Annotated in this window: 10 protein-coding genes; 5 read left to right on the forward strand and 5 right to left on the reverse strand. The window is 64.9% G+C overall.

Features of this window, described 5'->3' with window-relative positions; all coding sequences use genetic code 11:
• Nucleotides 1-1,326 carry a xylose isomerase gene (gene xylA / locus BLU04_RS04620; protein WP_093282804.1) on the forward strand — a complete coding sequence of 442 codons (1,326 nt, stop codon included), beginning with the start codon at nucleotides 1-3 and terminating at the stop codon, nucleotides 1,324-1,326.
• Between the two features lie 18 nt (nucleotides 1,327-1,344).
• Nucleotides 1,345-2,823 carry a xylulokinase gene (gene xylB / locus BLU04_RS04625; RefSeq protein ID WP_093282806.1) on the forward strand — a complete coding sequence of 493 codons (1,479 nt, stop codon included), beginning with the start codon at nucleotides 1,345-1,347 and terminating at the stop codon, nucleotides 2,821-2,823.
• A gap of 520 nt (nucleotides 2,824-3,343) precedes the next feature.
• Here the strand turns inward: xylB and BLU04_RS04630 are convergent.
• The 5 genes from BLU04_RS04630 to BLU04_RS04650 all read right to left on the reverse strand — a co-directional run bounded on the left by BLU04_RS04630 (nucleotide 3,344) and on the right by BLU04_RS04650 (nucleotide 12,360).
• Entirely contained in the window at nucleotides 3,344-4,084 is a 741-nt protein-coding gene (locus tag BLU04_RS04630) for a hypothetical protein (protein ID WP_093282809.1), read from the reverse strand.
• Entirely contained in the window at nucleotides 4,074-7,298 is a 3,225-nt protein-coding gene (locus BLU04_RS04635; protein ID WP_093282811.1) for a hypothetical protein, read from the reverse strand. The genes BLU04_RS04630 and BLU04_RS04635 overlap by 11 nt, the downstream gene beginning before the upstream one ends.
• A gap of 88 nt (nucleotides 7,299-7,386) precedes the next feature.
• Nucleotides 7,387-8,217 carry a hypothetical protein gene (locus BLU04_RS04640; RefSeq protein ID WP_093282813.1) on the reverse strand — a complete coding sequence of 277 codons (831 nt, stop codon included), beginning with the start codon at nucleotides 8,215-8,217 and terminating at the stop codon, nucleotides 7,387-7,389.
• Nucleotides 8,214-8,675 carry a hypothetical protein gene (locus BLU04_RS04645; RefSeq protein ID WP_157895124.1) on the reverse strand — a complete coding sequence of 154 codons (462 nt, stop codon included), beginning with the start codon at nucleotides 8,673-8,675 and terminating at the stop codon, nucleotides 8,214-8,216. The genes BLU04_RS04640 and BLU04_RS04645 overlap by 4 nt, the downstream gene beginning before the upstream one ends.
• A gap of 382 nt (nucleotides 8,676-9,057) precedes the next feature.
• Nucleotides 9,058-12,360 carry a hypothetical protein gene (locus tag BLU04_RS04650; RefSeq protein WP_162274632.1) on the reverse strand — a complete coding sequence of 1,101 codons (3,303 nt, stop codon included), beginning with the start codon at nucleotides 12,358-12,360 and terminating at the stop codon, nucleotides 9,058-9,060.
• Nucleotides 12,361-12,674: 314 nt separating this feature from the next.
• Here BLU04_RS04650 and BLU04_RS04655 point away from each other — a divergent pair, with 314 nt between their 5' ends.
• The 3 genes from BLU04_RS04655 to BLU04_RS04665 are packed head-to-tail and all read left to right on the forward strand — an operon-like array spanning nucleotide 12,675 to nucleotide 17,098.
• Nucleotides 12,675-13,157 carry a hypothetical protein gene (locus BLU04_RS04655; RefSeq protein WP_093282820.1) on the forward strand — a complete coding sequence of 161 codons (483 nt, stop codon included), beginning with the start codon at nucleotides 12,675-12,677 and terminating at the stop codon, nucleotides 13,155-13,157.
• A complete protein-coding gene (locus BLU04_RS04660; RefSeq protein ID WP_093282823.1) occupies nucleotides 13,154-15,337 on the forward strand; it encodes a secretin N-terminal domain-containing protein in 2,184 nt (727 codons plus the stop codon). Before BLU04_RS04655 ends, BLU04_RS04660 begins: the two co-directional genes overlap by 4 nt.
• Nucleotides 15,338-15,349: 12 nt before the next feature.
• Entirely contained in the window at nucleotides 15,350-17,098 is a 1,749-nt protein-coding gene (locus tag BLU04_RS04665; protein WP_093282825.1) for a sialate O-acetylesterase, read from the forward strand.
• Nucleotides 17,099-17,132 lie beyond the last annotated feature (34 nt).

A 17,132-nucleotide genomic window follows, 5' to 3' on the forward strand; every position in this document is an offset into this window, starting at 1 on the left:
ATGAAAAAAAATCGCAAGCCTTACTTCTCCGTTCCCGCCGCCGCCTACGAAGGACCGCAGAGCCGCAATCCGCTCGCTTTCCGCCACTACAACCCCCAGGAAAGCTTCGACGGGAAGACTCTTGAGGAGCACATGCGCTTCTCGATTGCCTACTGGCACGCCTTCCGGGGCACGGGCGCCGATCCCTTTGGTCCCGGCCCCATCGTCCGCCCGTGGGAGGCTGGAAGGGATCCCGTCTCCGTCGCGAAGGTCCGGATGGACGCTGCCTTCGAGTTCTTCACGAAGATCCGGGCGCCGTTCTGGGCCTTCCACGACCGCGACATCGCGCCCGAGGGGAAGACCCTCGCCGAATCGAACCGCAATCTGGCCGCGATCGTCGCCCACGCGAAGCAGCTCCAGAAGGCGACGGGCGTGAAGCTTCTCTGGGGTACTGCGAACCTCTTCTCGAACCCCCGCTACATGTGCGGCGCCTCGACGAACCCCGACGCCCACGTCTTCGCCTACGCCGCGGCGCAGGTGAAGAAGGCGATGGAGGCCACCGTCGAGCTGGGCGGAGAGAACTACGTCTTCTGGGGCGGACGGGAGGGATACCAGACCCTCCTCAATACGAACCTGAAGCGCGAGCAGGACCACCTCGCCGCCTTCCTCCACATGGCGGTCGACTACGCGAAGGAAATCGGCTTCAAGGGCCAGTTCCTCATCGAGCCGAAGCCGAAGGAGCCGACGAAGCACCAGTACGACTTCGACGTGGCGAGCGGCATCGCCTTCCTCCGGACCTACGGCCTCGAGAAGCACTTCAAGTTCAATATCGAGACGAACCACGCCACCCTCGCCGGGCACAGCTTCCAGCACGAGATCGAGGTTGCGGCCTCGGCGAAGGCCCTCGGCTCGATCGACGCGAACGCCGGGGACCTCCTCCTCGGCTGGGACACGGACCAGTTCAACACCGACGTGAAGGAGCTGACCCTCGCGATGGTCTCGATCCTCAAGGCGGGCGGCCTCGGCTCGGGCGGCTTCAACTTCGACGCGAAGCTCCGCCGCGAGTCGATCGACGCGGAGGATCTCTTCATCGCCCACATCGGCGGGATGGATGCCTACGCCCTCGCTTTCAAGACGGCCCGGACGATCCTCAAGGAAGGGAAGTTCGAGCAGTTCGTCGCCGATCGTTATGCTTCGTTCGATTCGGGCTACGGCAAGGAGATCGAGAAGAAGAAGGTCGGCTTTGCGGAACTGGAGAAACTCGTGCTCGGCAAGCTCGGCGAGCCGAAGCCGAGGAGCGGCAAGCAGGAATACCTCGAAAACCTGCTCAACACCTACCTCCACTAAGATCTCGAATCCCGCTCCATGATCTTCCTCGGCATTGACTGCGGCACCCAGAGCACGAAGACCATCGCGCTCGACGGGGAGACCGGGACCGTCCTCGCGACGGCCTCGGCGGCGACCGACCTTGTCGCGGGCCTGCCCCACGGCCACGCGGAGCAGCATCCCGCCGACTGGGTGAAGGCGCTCGACGCCACGGTCGCCGAGGTGATCGCGAAGTTGGGCGCCCGGAAGGGCGAGGTCGCAGGGATCGGCGTCTCGGGCCAGCAGCACGGCCTCGTTCCCCTCGACCGGGAGTTCCGGGTCATCCGCCCCGCGAAGCTCTGGTGCGACACCTCGACCGCCGAAGAGTGCGACCTCTTCCGCGCCGAGTTCGGCGGGACGACGGGTCTCATCGAGTTGCTTGGCAACGACGTTCTCCCCGGCTTTACTGCCCCGAAGATACTCTGGTTGAAGCGCCATGAGCCGGAGAACTTCCTCCGCCTTCGCCACGTCGCTCTCCCGCACGACTACCTCAATTGGCATCTGACCGGGAAGCTCTTGATGGAATATGGCGACGCTTCGGGAACGGCTCTTTTCGACGTGCGCCGTCGGGATTGGGCCTACCCCGTTGTCGACTTCATCGATCCCGCGTTGATCGAGGCGCTTCCCCCCGTCGCCTCCTCCCTTGTTGGGGTGGGGGAGCTGCGGCCGGAACTTGCCTCGAAATGGGGTTTGAAGTCCGGCGTTCGGGTCAGTTCCGGGGGCGGAGACAACATGATGGGCGCGCTGGGGACCGGCAACGTTCGCGCCGGGTGCGTGACGGCCAGCCTCGGCACGTCGGGGACGCTTTACGCCCGGGCGGATGCCCCTGTCGTCGATCCGACCGGTGAGATTGCCGCCTTCTGCGACAGTGCCGACGGCTGGCTGCCGCTGCTTTGCACGATGAACGTCACGGGTGTCACTGAAGCCGCCCGGAACCTCTTCCAATGGGATCACGAGGAATTTTCCAATGCCGTGGCCTCGGTTCCTCCGGGGGCCTATGGTCTCCTCTTCCTTCCCTATCTCCAGGGGGAACGGACGCCGAACCTTCCGTCCGGCTCGGGCGTCCTTCACGGAATGACGGCGACTAACCTGACTCCTCCCCGGATCGCTCGCGCCATGATCGAGGGGGCGACTCTCGGGATGGCCTACGGGCTGGCTCGGCTTCGCGCTCTCGGGATCACCCCGTCGGAGATCCGTTTGACCGGAGGCGGAAGTAAGAGCGCCGTCTGGCGTCAACTCTGCGCCGACGTCTTCGGCACTCCCGTCGTCACGATGGAGAGCGCCGAAGGCGCTGCCTTGGGTGCTGCCATCCAGGCGGCCAGCCTAGTCACCGGCGAGGCTCTTTCCATGGCATCGGAGCGGCTGGCCAAGGTCAATGCGGGTGAGGTTCATCACCCCTCGAACGCTTTCGACTATGTCGCCCTCCTTGAACGCCACACGGCACTGACCCGGACTTTGTCCGAACGCAAATTCCTCTGACGCCTTTAGTCTTAGATCCTCGCCCAAAAAAGTGACCAAAAAACCGAAATCGGCCATTTACTCTGAGGTCAGCTAGGTTCGAGTCCTAGCACGGGACTGGCGTCTTCGGCAGCGGACATGGTCGCCGTGAGTGGTGTAAAGCCGGCATCTATCCACGAAACAGCTTGAATCCCGCGATTGAGAACGCTGGTCGATTCGAGGGCTGAAAAAACGAAGAGAAGGAACGGCTTGGCGCCCATCGGGCGAGTGCGAATATGCAATAATCCGAAGATGGTCGCCGCCTCGGCGTCGGCGCATCACCCCTACGGTCCTATTAGGTTTTGGAACAGTTTGGAACAGTTTGGAACAGTTTGGAACAGTTTGGAACAGTTTGGAACAGTTGGAACAATGTTTTTGAAGGTGATGTTGCCATTCCTCTGAATCAGTCCCCAAAACGAACGTCGATACTATATCGACGTTCACGTTGGATGGATCGACTTACCGTCTCCCCTCTTAGCTCCGGAGGGGTTGATCGTCTCAATCAGGGCGGCAAGGCCGCTTTTTTGGCGCGATCCTGATAGGTTGCCACTGCTTGCCGGAACTCGCCGGGCAGGTCGAGGCTGGCGGGGGCTGTGTGGTAGGTGTAGGTGGCGGTGTATCGGGAGGTCTTTATTCCGAGCGGGAGGCCGCTGGCGTTGCCGATGTAGACGGTGACTTCTTCGCCCATGAATTGAAACGGATCGAATCCGGAGGGCGCGCCGTCGAACTGCATGCGGTAGACGTCGACGCGTTCGGCAGGGGTTGTTCCGATGGTGCCGAAGAAGGTCGATTTCCCGATCCAGGCGATTTCGGGGAAAGGCTTTCGCGCGTCGCCGGATGCGGGTGAGGCGCGGATGCCCACGGCGTCCCCCATGTTTTGGAAACGCTCCGTACCGACGTACCAGACCTCGTCCCGGAATGACTTCTCTTCGTTCCAAATGCGGCTGTCATGCCGGAGTTCGCCGCTCTTTTCGACCCGGAGTTCCTTGATGCGCGGATCATGGCTCTGCATGAAGTCGAAGGCCGCTTTTTCTTCGGGGGTGGAGGGAGCGGCCAAGGGTTGGGAGTAGGAAAAGCGGACGGTGTACGCCAGCGTCTCGGGGGCGGTGAAGGGGATGGAGGGCGCGTCTCCGCCTTCCCTCACGGTTTTTCCCTGGAACTCCTGCGCCTCGCTTCCCGCCGGGCCGAGGCATAGGGCCAGGCTGAGGCGAAGGAAGCCGATCCATTTCGCCCTAGTCTTCATAGACGGCCTCCGCCTGCTGCGAGACGATTTCTCCGGTGAAGCGATCGATCGCCACCTGGAGCCAGTAATGTTTTTCCCCCTCGACGAGGAATTTGCCGACGCCGGAAGCGCCGGTGGGATAGCGGCCCGACTGGGCGACGACGTCGATGAGGAGGTTCCAGGTGCGGGTGGAGACGACGTCGTTCATGGCGCGGACCCCGGCTTCCCGCTGGGCTTTGATGGTGTAGGCGGGGGGCATGTTCGTGGAGAAGAAGCCGACGAGGTCGGCCTTGTTGAGGAAGACCGGATTCGGGCCTCCGACGGGGCGGAGGGCGTTGACGAGGGTGGTGACGTCGGAAGAGGAGAGGGTGGTTCCGACGGTCTTGAGGTCGGGGCCGTAGTCGACCGCCGCGCCTTTCAAGAGTGCCTGGAGGACGGTCTTCGGGGCCGAGTTCAGGTTCACCCGCCCGGCGGCGATCGGGATGGAGTTGGTGCCGCCGCCGCGCAACTCGAAGAGGTCGAGGAGGCCGGTGTCGGCGCTGAGGGCGGTGCAGAAGTCGAGGGACTTCCACGGCAGGTCTCGGTAGGTGTATCCCAGGTCGGCGGAGCTGTGGAAGGGAGCGTTGAGGATGAGGGGGCGGGAGGCGCCGGCCGTGGCGTTGACGGCGAGGGGGAGCGGCCCGCGGCCCCCGGCGTCGCCGGGGCGGATGACGCCGTCGGGGTCGGAATAATAATCGCTGAGCAAACTGACCTGGTTGTCGGCATAGGCCGCGTAGCGGGCATAGGTCCCGTTAATATTGTGGAACCGGCTTGAGGGGGTATAGAGGTAGATGTTGCTCGACCGGTAGTGGGAGGCGTCGTAGCGGAAGGAATTGGTCGCGTCGACGCTGTTATCGCTATCGGAATGGCTGTCGGTCGGCCCCAGGCGGCGGTCTCGCGGATCGGGTGAGGCGTAGACGAACTGCCCCAGGGTGGCGGTGCTCGTGTAGGGGCGGAGGGACGCGGCGACGCCTCGCACCATGAAGGTGTTGTAGTCGATCTGGTAGCTGCGCCAGCGGTTCTTCCAGTCCAGGTATTGGTAGCGGATGTCGAATGGGGAGGGGGCGGCCATCTGGCCGGGTTTCATCGGGATCTGGGGGTTGTTGGGAATGCTGTTCGTGAGGTTCGGGTTGGCGGTGATGAGGGGCGCGCTCTCGGGGACCTGGGAGTCCGGCGCGGTATGTTTTCCCAGGAAGATGCCGCACATGTCTCTCGTTCCGTCGGTATGGCGGCCGATGTCGGGGCCGTAGACGTTGTCGCTCGCCGCCGTCGTGTTGTTTCCCGTGAGGGGTTGGGGGTCGATGAAGGCGGTGGAGGAGGGGAAGGAGAGGGTCGCTGTTTCCTGCGAGAAGTCCCGGGCCGTGGGCGCATTGACGAGGCCCCAGAAGCATCCGTAGGATTTTCCCCGTACGGGGATGACGCGGAAGCTGGTCGGCCCGGTCGCCGGAGGGGCGAGGGCGGCGTTGCGGGTGGGGTTCCATATCAGGAAGCGGAGCCAGAAATAGCCGTCGGCACGATAGGGGTTGCCTCCGAAGAGGGTGGTGCCCACCGGAGGCCGGTAGACGTCGTTCCCGTGGGCGTATTTGTAGGGGAGGCTCTTTTGTCCGATGGCGTTTCCCCCGGGAGTGAGGATGAAGCTCGGATAGTTGTCGGAGCTGTATTGGCCGAGGATGTTGGCGGCGATGTTGAAGACCTGGTAGTCGGGCACCTGGTTGTAGGGTTGCGCGGGGACGGCGGTGTCGACCCGGAAGTGGAGGGCGGTGCTGTCGGCCCCCCAGGCGACGGTGATGGCGTTTTTTTCGCCGTCGGAGCAGAGGCCGAGGGAGCCGCTGAGGATGCCCGCCTTGAGGAGCTCGAAGAAGTCGGGCTGCCGTTTCTTCGTCGCGACCTGCTGGAGGGTCAGGATCATGGAGGGGGTGAGGCCGGCGCCGTCGGGCGAGGTGTAGACCCATTGTTCGCCGTGCTCGGTCGTCGGGCTGTAGGCGGTGGTGTCCCAGACGAGGCCGAAGTATTTCTTGATGTTCGTGTCGGTGCCGGTGGCGTTGTAGAGGGGATCGGCGACGGGGAGATTGGCGCTCGGCCCCTTGAAGGTGAGCCAGGCGAGGCGGTCGAGGTCGAAGCGGCTCTGGATGAGGGCGGTGCCGTCGGTGGCGCGGAGGTTGGCCAGGTCCCGGTTCGCCGCGGAGGAGGTCTCCGCCAGGGAGGCGTAGTCGATCGTGCTGTCGGTGGGTTTGGCCGGTTTCCAGCTCGGGGAGTTTTTCTCGCGGGAGAAGCTGGTGAGGAAGGGAAGCGCGTTGGTGATGCCGTTGGCGACGGCGTAGTGGATCAGGTCTTGCCGGCTGAGGAAGGCCTGGTTTCCGGGGGCCGGGGTGATGAAGCCGTTCGTCGACCCGAGCTGGATGAGGTAGGAGCTGTAATTGGTGACCACGCCCGAGGTGCGCCACTTCACGAGGGCATCGACCTGGGCCTGCGTCAGGTTGCCGATCCCGACGAGGGGTACCGTGGCGAGGGATCCCTTGCGGGCGATGTCGGAGGCGGTGAGCGGGGTTTGGGAGCCGTAGCCCGCCACGTTGGCGTCGAGGAGGCCGCCGATGTCGTAGACGGTGTAGGCGTAGCGCCCGACGACGTAGCTGGAGTTGCCCGCGGTGCTGTTGGTGAGGGAGCCGAAGGGAACGGCCGGCGCGTTGGTCAACGGTCCCTGGCGGGTGACGGGAACCCAGTCCGGCGCACGCATGAGGGCGTTTTCCGCGGACGTCAGCAGGGAGGGGCGCTGCCAGCGGGCGAGGGAAATGTAGCGGCCGTTGACGGAGGGGTTCAGGGAGCTGTCTCCGACGTAGGAGCGGATCGGGCCGGCAAACTGGTAGCGCGCGCCCGACCAGAGGTTGCTTCCGCCGAGGCTTTCCTTGATCAGGTTGGTGAGGCCGGCCGCGACCACCGCCTGAGGGAGCATGTTCAGGTTGGTCGTCGGGAGATAGACCGGCGTTCCCGCCGTCCCCGCGGTTTCGGTCGATCCGGCGCGGATCTCGTCCCGAAGGTCGCCGAGGATGGTCTGCAAGGCGGTGACCGCCAGGAGATCGGCCCGTTCCTGTCCCGAGCTGGCGAAGGAAATCTGGCGATTCGCCGCCGCCTGGCCGAAAAACGACATGATGAGGACCGAGACGAGCGCCAGCAGGGAGAGGACGAGGACGAGCGCCATCGACCGGTCGGCGCGGCCGCATCGATGCCAAGCCTCCGTCGCCCCGGAACGGGGAGCGGGCCCCGGGTGCCGGAGGGGCCTGCAAGGTCTATTGGGCGAGAGTGACATAAAAATACCGCTCCGCCACCCGGACCGACTGCGCCAGGAAGAGTGGGATTCCGGCACCCTCGGCGAATCCGGAACGATTCAGGGCCGAATCCCATAGCACCCCGGGGTCGGGGGCTCCGTCGGTGGGGTCGGGGAGCGCTTTGACGAGGGCCTGGAGCTGGGCGGAGGTGGCCTGCCGCCGCGCGGTGTCGTCGATCACCGCGACGGAGACGAGGACGGCCGTCAGGTTGGTGAGGGTGGTGACGGGATTCGGGGAGGGATTGGCGAGGAGGCCCGCCTTGCTCGATCCCGGCGGAGAGAGGACGCAGATCTCGAAACGGATGACGCCTTGGGCCAGGGCCTGGTAGCGGGTGGCGGGGATGGCGGGAACGGTGGCCAGCGGAAACGAGACGGCGTTGTCCCCCGTCCAATTGCATCCGTATGCCGCGCGCTCCAGGCGGAAATCGTCATGCGCCTCCGGCACCGACGGATTGACCCGGTAGCCGATCGCCGTCACCTGCCGGGTGCTGGAGAGGGCCGTGACTTGGCTGAGGAAGGAGATGGCGTCGTTGCCGGGCTGCTTGAGGATGTTCACGGCGACGTCGGGCCGGGCCAGGCGGGCGTTCCAGTCGAGGCCGAAGAGATCGAGTGCCTGCCGGGCCTGGGAGAGGGCGTCGATGCGGCGGCTGTCGCCGAGCGTCGCCCGGGAGGTCGCCGTCATCACCTGGACGGCGAGGAGCATGATCACGACGAGCGCCGAGGTGGCCACCAATACTTCGAGGAGGGTGAACGAGGCCGTCGCCTCCGTGCGGAGAGGTCGCCGTTCCTTCATCGCGAGGGGAGCGCCGCCGTCGCCTCCACTTTGCCGTTCGGTGTCGCCGCCTGGGCAGGCCAGGAAACCGTCACCGCCACGTAGTAGGGGGCGAACGAGCTGGAGGACGAGGGCGGGGTGACGCGGTAGGCGACCCGGTAGCGGCTGTCGGCCTTGTTGGCAATGGCTCCGTCGGCCCCGACCCAGAGGACGTCGCTCACGACCTTGCCCGGGCTAAGGGCGGGGAGCTTGAAAACGGGGGTCTGGTTCGTTGTGAGGCCGACGGCTTTCCAGTCGGCGATCATCGTCCCGATGATGTTCACCGAAGTCGATTCCTGCCGCGTATCGCTGTTCGTCCTCAAGCCGAGGGGGATGAGTGCGATCAGCATCAGGATCGCGAAAGCGAGGACGCCCAGGGACATCATGATCTCGACCATGAAGAAAGCCGGGGCGGAGGAAGGGCGACGGGATGGATTCATGGGAGTTCGACTTGAACCGGAACTCCGGGATGCCTGATCGCATCGGACGTCCATTGTCCCTCAATGTAGCGTTGAGCGTGTTGACGATCAATCTTTCCGCGCTCGAAAGGCGAGCCAACGGGATTGTGAGGAAAATCTTTCATTTATCCAAACCAAGCTTATGGCCATCGAAATCTGCATACAAGTATATTATAAGAATCGATATTTCTCAAATTTTATCTTTAAATTTTGAAAATCTCCAAAGTCATAACTTCTGCTTATAAGCTAAATGATTTCGATCATTCTTCGCAAGCACCCGCTAGACTTCTCCTGAGGCTTCAGAGAAGAGTTCGGGAGGGACTCCTGTCGCTGCAGGACAGGTCGGTCCCTCCCGCAAGCCTCATCAATGCCCCACGATCTGCACGTTGCCGATCGTCGTGGTGGCCACGGCCGAGCTGTTGCTGTTCGAGGCGACAGGGAAGCCGATGATCGTCTCCGCTCCCATCGGGATCGTCTGGCTGCTCATCAGGGTCCAGGTCGTCCCGTCCGTTCCGCAGGAAGTGGTGAAGACGTTTCCCGCCCGCACCAGCTTGTACCAGGTCGGCGGTCCGGCGACGAGGGAGTACGTCCCGAGGGCGGCTCCCGTGGCGGTCCGGTATTGGGCGATGCGCCGATTGTCGAGGAGGGTGGTGCCGACGCCGTCGATGAACATGGCGTTCGTCGCCATGGAATCGCGCATCATGATCCCCGAGTAGGCGTTCTGGACGCTGCACGTGAGAGTGTTCAATTGCGCGATGAGGGTGCCATCCCCCGTCATCCCCCGGTGGACGTAATAGAAGGCGTCGGCGGTGGTGCGGCAGCCGAGGCCGGAGCCGGTGAGCGTGAAGGTGCCCGTGGAGGCGTTGTAGCTCGTGGTGCCCGCGACCGGCACCGTCCCCACGGTATCCGCCGTCCAGGGATTCCAACGGTAAATGAGGCATTTCTCCTCCTCGTCTTCCTCGACGAAGATGAGGTACTCCCCGTTGGCCCTCTGGTGGACGGTGACGGCGTTATTGATGTCGATATTGCCCGAGGCGTTGCCGACCTCCGGCCCCGGGGTCAGCACGGCGACGGAGGAGCCCGTCGTGGCGTTGTAGAGGTAGGTCGGATGACTGGCGAGGGAGCCCCCCCAGACCGTCGCGGCGAGGAGGTTGCCCTTCACGTCGAAGGCCCTTACCCCGTCGCTCGACGCGGTCCCCGCGCCGCCCGGCTGGGGGAAGGGGAGGACGATCCGGTAGGCGATCGTCCGCGTGGCGCCCCAGTTGTTGTAACGGATGAGTTCCGTCCCGGCGTAGCCCCAGCTCTGGCCGGTGGGCCGGGGGTGGGTCGTCGTGTAGCCGCCGAGGTACATCGTGTCGGTCGCGGGGACGTAATGGACGCGGAGGACGTAGGGGGCGGTGAATTCGGCGGGGAGGGCGTATTGGGTGTTGTTGGCGCTCGACCACGTTGGGTTGCCGTTGGCGTCGAGGGTCATCTTGAAGCGCCAGATCTTGGCCGCCTGCTGCACGCCGCCGACGTTGTTGTTCTGCCCGCCGATCGTCCAGACGTCGCCGTTGTCGTCGATGCTCCAATCGAAGATCTCCCCGGAGGGGACGCCGAGGGGAAGTCCGGCGGTGTCTTGGACGTCGCCGGTGTTGGCCTGTCCGTCGAGATTGGAATCGACCCAGATGGAGAGGGTGTTCGGCGTGCCGCCCCGATTGGTCTCCCGGATGAAGGAGGCGTAAGGCACGGTCACTTCGCTGCCGCTTTGGAAGCGGAAGACGTGGAGTGTCGATCCCTGGGGATCCTCCGAGACGAGGTACTTCTTTCCATTGATGACCCGCACCGCCGCGCCGCCCAGGGAGCGCGTGCGGGAGAGGCGGGCATCGCCGGGATAGGCGAAGTTGTTGACCAGCGTTCCCTTGAGGGTCCAGCCCAGGCCCTGGGCCTTGCTGTAGTCCATGGTGTAGTGGTGGTTCTTCGTATAGACGTCGACGCCGTCGGTGGTCGGGTCGGCGGCGGCGCAGTCGACGCCCTCCGTCCCCAGGCGTTCCCACAGGAGAGTCGCGGCGCTGGCGGTGGTGGTCGAATTGTACTTCCGCAGCACCAGCCCCGAGGATCCGTGGCCGTAGGCATCCGCGTACCAGATCGTGTCCGGGCCGTTGCAGGCCACGTAGAGATTGCCGCTGCCGTCGATGGCGATCCCCCTGGGGTGGTCGAGCTTGCCGGGATTGACCTGCCCGGCGACGGTCCCGTTGACGGTGCTGTAGACCCCGTACTGGGCGCCGAAGCTCCGCAGGAAGGCCCCGCCCGAGGTGAAGACCTGGATCTGCTGGTTCACCCCGTTGTCGGCCACGTAGATGTTGCCCGAGGGATCGATGGCGATCCCCTTCGGATCGGCCAGGCCGGGATTGCCCGCGCCGGTCAGGGTCAGGTTGCCGAGGAGGGCTCCGGCCGTGGTGTAGTGGCCGATCCGCGGCGTCGCTCCCGTGAAGACGATCCACAGGTTGCCGGAGGAATCGGCAGCCATGTCGTGGGCCCCGGCCGGGATATTGAAATTGAGCGCGGGGGTCTCCGTCTTGCTGCTCAGGCTGATGACGTGGACCGTGACCACGCCCGTCGTGGCGTTGAGGGTGTTGACCGAGTCGATGGCGTAGAGGTTGCCGCCGGAGATGGCCACGCCGGTGATCGTCGGCCCCGTCGTGCTCGTCGTGAGGACGGAGCCGACGAAGGTCCCGTCGGGCTTGTAGTAGGCCACGCCGCCGCGCCCCGCATTGGTGGAGAAGGGGGCCTGCGCCACCCAGACGTAGCTGTTGGCGCTGTCCCAGACGACGGAGTTGGAGCCGTTGAAGTGGGACCCGTTCGCCGCCGCCGTCCAATTGCCGTTGGTGTCGTAGAACGTCGTGGCCACGTCCTCGCTCGACCCGTTCACGAAGAGGGCTCCGGTCGCCGGGTTCACCCCGAGGCCTTCCCCGTGGTATTGGACGCACCGCTGGCCGCCCGCATAGGTGTTGCCGAGCCACGAGGTCTCCGTGCTGATGACGAGGGGGGCGAGGGAGACGTTGTCGTAGGTCACCGTGTTGAAGCCGCTGGTGCTGCGGGAGGTCGCCGTGAGGCCGATGCAGACCGTCGCGGCGAGGTTGGGCAGCGCCCGGTTGCAGCCGATGGCCGGAGTCCAGGTCGCGCCGTCGGTGGAGAAGAAGAGGGCGATCATGTCCCCGTCCCGCTGGAGCTTCAGCCACAGGGGATAGCCCGACGGGGAGTAGGCGTTGAGGCGCGACGTCCCCCCTCCCGAGACGACGCGGGACTGGGAGTAGACCGAGGGGCCGCCGGGCTGCACGTAGATCATCTCCTCGCGCGCGCCCGCCGTCAGGGCCTCCCGGATCATGATGCCGTCGGGGGCTCCGGTGTTGACGTTCGTTCCGGAGTTCCCCGTGACCCGGGTGATGAAGGTGAAGTTGCCCGTGACGCTTTGATAGGCGTAATGGAAGGCGTCGGCGTTCCCGTTGATGTCGGCCCCGCTTCCGCTGACGGTGAAGACGCCGCCGCTGTAGCTGGCGCTTCCCGCCGTGGTCACGGTGCCGATGTCCTGGTCGCTCCACCCGGCGGGCAAGGCCGCCTCCGCTCGCGGAAGAACGACATTGAAAAGGGTTACGAGAACGATCAGGGCACGCATGGGAATCTTCATCTTTCCTCCTTGAAGTGGCTTTTTTATCCGACTCTTCGGTCGTAATAATTGTACATATAAGCAGCAAAAATGAGATTGGATTGCAACAAAAAACATTTAGAGAAATTCTTCAGGGCCTTTTAATTAATCATTCTAATTTCGTCTCTTTAGCGTATTATAAGTGAAGATGGGATGCGTTTCCGGCTTTTCACGAAGGCAATCCATCTTCTCGATTTTTTTGTTGATCCGTTGAGAGAAAAAAATCTGCTTATTATCATGAAATAAATGCGGGTATGAAACCGAAACCATGCTCTCTTATCTCTATTGTTTGCCTCGTGCTGGGCGGAGCACCCCTCTTCGGGCAGGTCCTCCCGGACAGGCAGGTTCTCCCTTCGGCGATCCCGCCTGAAAGATATCAGGCAATCTGGAGGCGCGCCCCCTTTTCCCCCCCTTCCCAACCCCCGGACGAGGGTCCTTCCTCCGAATGGGCTCTTTCCGGTTATCTGCGAAGCGGCGATCATTCCCTCGTCTTCCTCGTCGATCGGCAGACTCAGAAACACCTCGTCGTTACCGAGACGCCGAATAGCGACGGCCTGGCGCTCTGCTCGATCGACGGCGGCCCCGATCTCCTTCATACGAGCGTCCGCGTCAAGGTCGCGGAAGAAATCGTAACCGTGAAGTTCGACCCCGATGCCGTCCTGGTCGCGGCGTCGGCCGACCCTGCGTCCGCCGCTTCCCCGCCGCCTCCGACCGTCTTCGCCCAGGTCTCCCTCGTCAGCCCTCCCTTCGTCCCGTCCGGCGACGCCCCTTCCCGATGAAACGCTCCTTTCCCGGCCTCGGCCTGGCGGGGGCTCTCGTGGCCCTCTTCCTCGCCCCGGCTCTCGCGCCGGGCGCATCGGCCTCGCCGGAGCGCGAAGGCCCGGCCTGGAAGGCCCAGGACGAGGGGGCCGTCGTCGACATCCAGTTGCCCAACGCGCCGATCAACGACATCCTCTCCACCTATGAGGCCTTGACCGGGAAAACGCTGGTGCGGGATGCGAACCTCTCCGGCCCGAATCTCACGATCACTTCGGGCAGGAAGCTCACGAAAGGCCAGGCGATCCGCCTCATTGAAAGTGCTCTCCTTCTCAACGGCTACGCGCTCGTTCCCGGAACGGACGGAACCGTGAAAGTCGTGAACGGCGGAGGCGGAAAATCCCCGCGCAGCGAGGGAATCCCCGTCCTCGCCTCCGCCTCCGACCTGCCCGAGGGGGATCAGGTCGTCAGTCTCTACCTCCCGCTCCGCTTCGTCACTCCCGCCGACGCCTCCGCCATCCTCCAGGCCCACCTCACGCCCCATTCCTACGGTGCGATCGTCCAGGTGGCCGGTGCCCAGGCCCTCGTCGTCACCGAGAGCAGCCCGGTTCTCCGCGAGATCCTGAAGCTGAAGGACCTGATCGATGTCCCGCCCATCGAGATCCCCCCGCCGAAACTGACCAAGGAATTCGTCCCCCTCCGCCGGGCCGACGCCGAAAAGGTGGCCGACACGCTGAACAAGCTTCTCGAAGCCCAGAAAAAGGCGGCCTCCGCGGCCGGATCCCCACCCGCGCAGGGCCAGCCCAATGCCGGCCTTCACGGCGGCAACCTCCTGGTCCTCGGCGATGTCCAGCTCGTCGCCGACGGGCGGACGAACCGCATCCTGGTCATCACCCGCCCGGCCAACTTTCCTCTCATCAAGGAGCTCATCGAGCAGTTCGACCAGAGCGTCGAGATCGAAGCTCCCTACATCCGCTCCCTCAAGTACGTCTCCGCCCTCGATGTCCTGACTGTCCTGCAGCGGTTCCTCGTCGAGTCGAAGGACGAGGTCTCCGGCATCGCCGAGGCCGGGGGCAAGGCCGCCGGCGCCAAGCCGGTTCCCGGTCCGGCGAGCCGTCCCGGCTCCTCCCCCACCGGCATGCAGGAGCGTCTCGACGAGCAGGCGGACGAGCAGCCCCCGCAGGAAATCACCGTCGGAAAAACCCGCCTCATCGCCGACAACAAGACCAACACCCTCCTCGTCTTCGGCCCGCCGGACAGCGTCTCTCGCGCGCGCACGATCATCGACAACCTCGACATCCGCCCGAGGCAGGTCTATCTCGCCACGGTCGTCGGCAAGCTCAGCCTCACGAATTCCTCCGAGTTGAGCGTCGATCTCCTGCAGAATTTTCACTCCCTTTCGGGCAACGTGGGCGCCGCCGCTTCGTCGCAAAACAGCACCCTCGCCGCCCGCTCCGATCCCCGGTCCCTCGCCGCGGCCCTCGCCTTCCCCGCCGGGACGGGGCTCGCTTTCTACGGCGCCGTCGGCAATACGCTCAACGCCTACGTCAAGGCGCTCGAAAGCACCGGCCGCTTCACCATCCTCTCCCGTCCCTCCGTCTACACCGCGAACAACAAGAAGGCGTCGATCTCGTCCGGCCAGCAGGTGCCCATTCCGCAAAGCACCCTCAGCTCCCTCGACTCGGCCACGGCCAACAACGTCGCGCAGTCCTCGACCATCGAGTACAAGGACGTCGAGCTCCTGCTCGAGGTGATCCCCCTCATCAATTCGGAGCGCGAGGTGACGCTCCGGATCTCCCAGCAGAACAGCACCATCTCCGGAAGCTCGACGATCTCGGGCAACACGGTCCCGATCATCTCGAAGGACGCCCTCGAGACGACCGTGACGACGCCCAACCGGAGTACCGTCATCCTCGGCGGACTGATCAAGGACTCCGACCAGGCGAGCCGCTCGGGCGTCCCGCTGCTGAAGGACATCCCTTTCCTCGGCGCCCTCTTCCGCAGCGATACCAAGAACCGGGAGCGCGACGAGCTCGTCATCCTCATCCAGCCGACCGTCGTCGAGACCGACGAGGATCTGGCCCGCGCCCAGGCCGAGGAAAAAAGCCGCGCCACCCTCGGCGAGGCCGCTGAACGTTATGCCGCCAAGCCCGCCTCCGCCGTCACCGGCAAGTCGACCGCGCTCGAATCCCTCACCCATTGACCGACACCTCCCGTGATCTTTCTCTTCCGCCTTCTCCTCCTCGCCCTCCTGCCGCCCCTTGCCCCCGCCTTCGCCGAGGTGAGGATGCCCGCGCTCTTTGGCGATCACATGGTCCTCCAGCGCGGGGCGGACGTTCCCGTCTGGGGAACCGCCGAACCGGGCGAGGCCGTCACCGTCACCGCCGGAGCGGGCCCTGCCGCCGTCACGGCGCGGGCGACGGCCGGGCCCGACGGGAAGTGGATCGCCACTCTCGACCGGCTTCCCGCCTCGGAGCAGCCGATCGACCTCGTCGTCGCGGGGGGAAACACCCTCGCCTTCCACGATGTCCTCGTCGGCGACGTCTGGGTCTGTTCCGGCCAATCGAACATGGAATTCGGCATCACCATGACCCCCGTGCCCGCCGACCTGGCTCCCGCCGCCGATCCCGGACTCCGCCTCTTCTCCGTTCCGAAACGGGTTTCTCCCCAGGTCGAGAGAGAGATCGGCCCGGCCCCGCCGAACTTCCCCCTCCTGGCGACGTGGCAGGTCTGCACGCCCGAAACACTGGGAAAGACAGGGGAGTGGGGGGGATTCTCGGCCATCGGCTACTACTTCGGACGGGAACTCCGCGCCTTCACCAGGCAGCCCGTCGGCATCATCGGGACCTATTGGGGCGGGACCCGCATTCAAGCGTGGACCAGCCTCGAGATGCTCCAGTCGCTGCCCGAGAAGGCGGGCGCGGCCAAGGCGGGCGCGAACTTCCGGGACAACTACGCCCAGATCAAGGAGGCCTACGAGACCGTCGCCCTTCCCGAGTACAAGGCGGCACTTGAAAAATGGACCCAGGAGAACAAGGCGGCCCTCGACGCCTATCCCGAAACGATGCGGCAGTGGCAGGCCGCGGCGAAGGAGGCCTCCGCCAAGGGGGAACCCGCCCCGCCCCGCCCGATCGAGCCCAAGCCCCCGAAGCCGCCGCGCGACATGGCCCATGACAACAGCAATTCGAGCGCCCTCTTCAACGGCATGATCGCCCCGCTGATCCCCTGCGCGATCAAGGGGGTCCTCTGGTACCAGGGCGAATCGAACAGCGACGAACCCCTTCTCTACCGCGTCGAGCTTCCCGCCTTGATCCGCGACTGGCGCGCCCGCTGGGGCGGGGGGGATTTCCCGTTCCTCGTGGTCCAGCTCCCGAACTTCGACGCCCGTCCCGCCCAGCCTGCCGACGCGAACTGGGCCGTGATGCGCGAGTCCCAGGCCCATGCCGCCGCCATCCTTCCCTCCGTCGGCTGCGTCGTCACCATCGACGTGGGGGACGCGCGGAACCTCCATCCGGGAGACAAGGCCGACGTGGGGAGGCGGGCCGCCGGTCTGGCCCGTCACGTGGCTTACGGGGAGCCGGAAGGGCCGTACACCGGCCCAGTTTACAGGAATGCGAACGTCGAAGGGAGCGCCATCCGGATCGGGTTCGACAAGGCGAGTCTCGGTGCCGGCCTCGCCCTCGCCAACCCGCCCGCTCCCTTCTACGCCGCCCAGCGGCAGGCGCCTCCCGCGGTACCGCCGACGGTGCTCAAGGGATTCTCCATCGCGGGTGACGACAACCGGTTCGTGGAAGCCTCCGCGAGGATCGACGGCGATACGGTCGTCGTCTCGTCCGACGGCGTTCCGGTTCCCGTCGCGGTCCGCTACGCCTGGGCCAACAGTCCGGAGTGCAATCTTTACAACAAGGAGGGTTACCCCGCCGCCCCGTTCCGCACCGACGCGCTCCCGCTTCCCGGCAAATGACCGCGGCGCGCGGTTCGGTTGTTTTCCGGGGAGA

Source organism: Verrucomicrobium sp. GAS474, assembly GCF_900105685.1.
Classification (GTDB): Bacteria; Verrucomicrobiota; Verrucomicrobiia; order Methylacidiphilales; family GAS474; genus GAS474.

Bases quoted from the DNA above. Each gene is read 5' to 3' on its own strand.
- xylA (WP_093282804.1), top strand. From the start codon at position 1: ATGAAAAAAAATCGCAAGCCTTACTTCTCCGTTCCCGCCGCCGCCTAC.
- xylB (WP_093282806.1), top strand. From the start codon at position 1,345: ATGATCTTCCTCGGCATTGACTGCGGCACCCAGAGCACGAAGACCATC.
- BLU04_RS04630 (WP_093282809.1), bottom strand. From the start codon at position 4,084: ATGAAGACTAGGGCGAAATGGATCGGCTTCCTTCGCCTCAGCCTGGCC.
- BLU04_RS04635 (WP_093282811.1), bottom strand. From the start codon at position 7,298: ATGGCGCTCGTCCTCGTCCTCTCCCTGCTGGCGCTCGTCTCGGTCCTC.
- BLU04_RS04640 (WP_093282813.1), bottom strand. From the start codon at position 8,217: ATGAAGGAACGGCGACCTCTCCGCACGGAGGCGACGGCCTCGTTCACC.
- BLU04_RS04645 (WP_157895124.1), bottom strand. From the start codon at position 8,675: ATGAATCCATCCCGTCGCCCTTCCTCCGCCCCGGCTTTCTTCATGGTC.
- BLU04_RS04650 (WP_162274632.1), bottom strand. From the start codon at position 12,360: ATGAAGATTCCCATGCGTGCCCTGATCGTTCTCGTAACCCTTTTCAAT.
- BLU04_RS04660 (WP_093282823.1), top strand. From the start codon at position 13,154: ATGAAACGCTCCTTTCCCGGCCTCGGCCTGGCGGGGGCTCTCGTGGCC.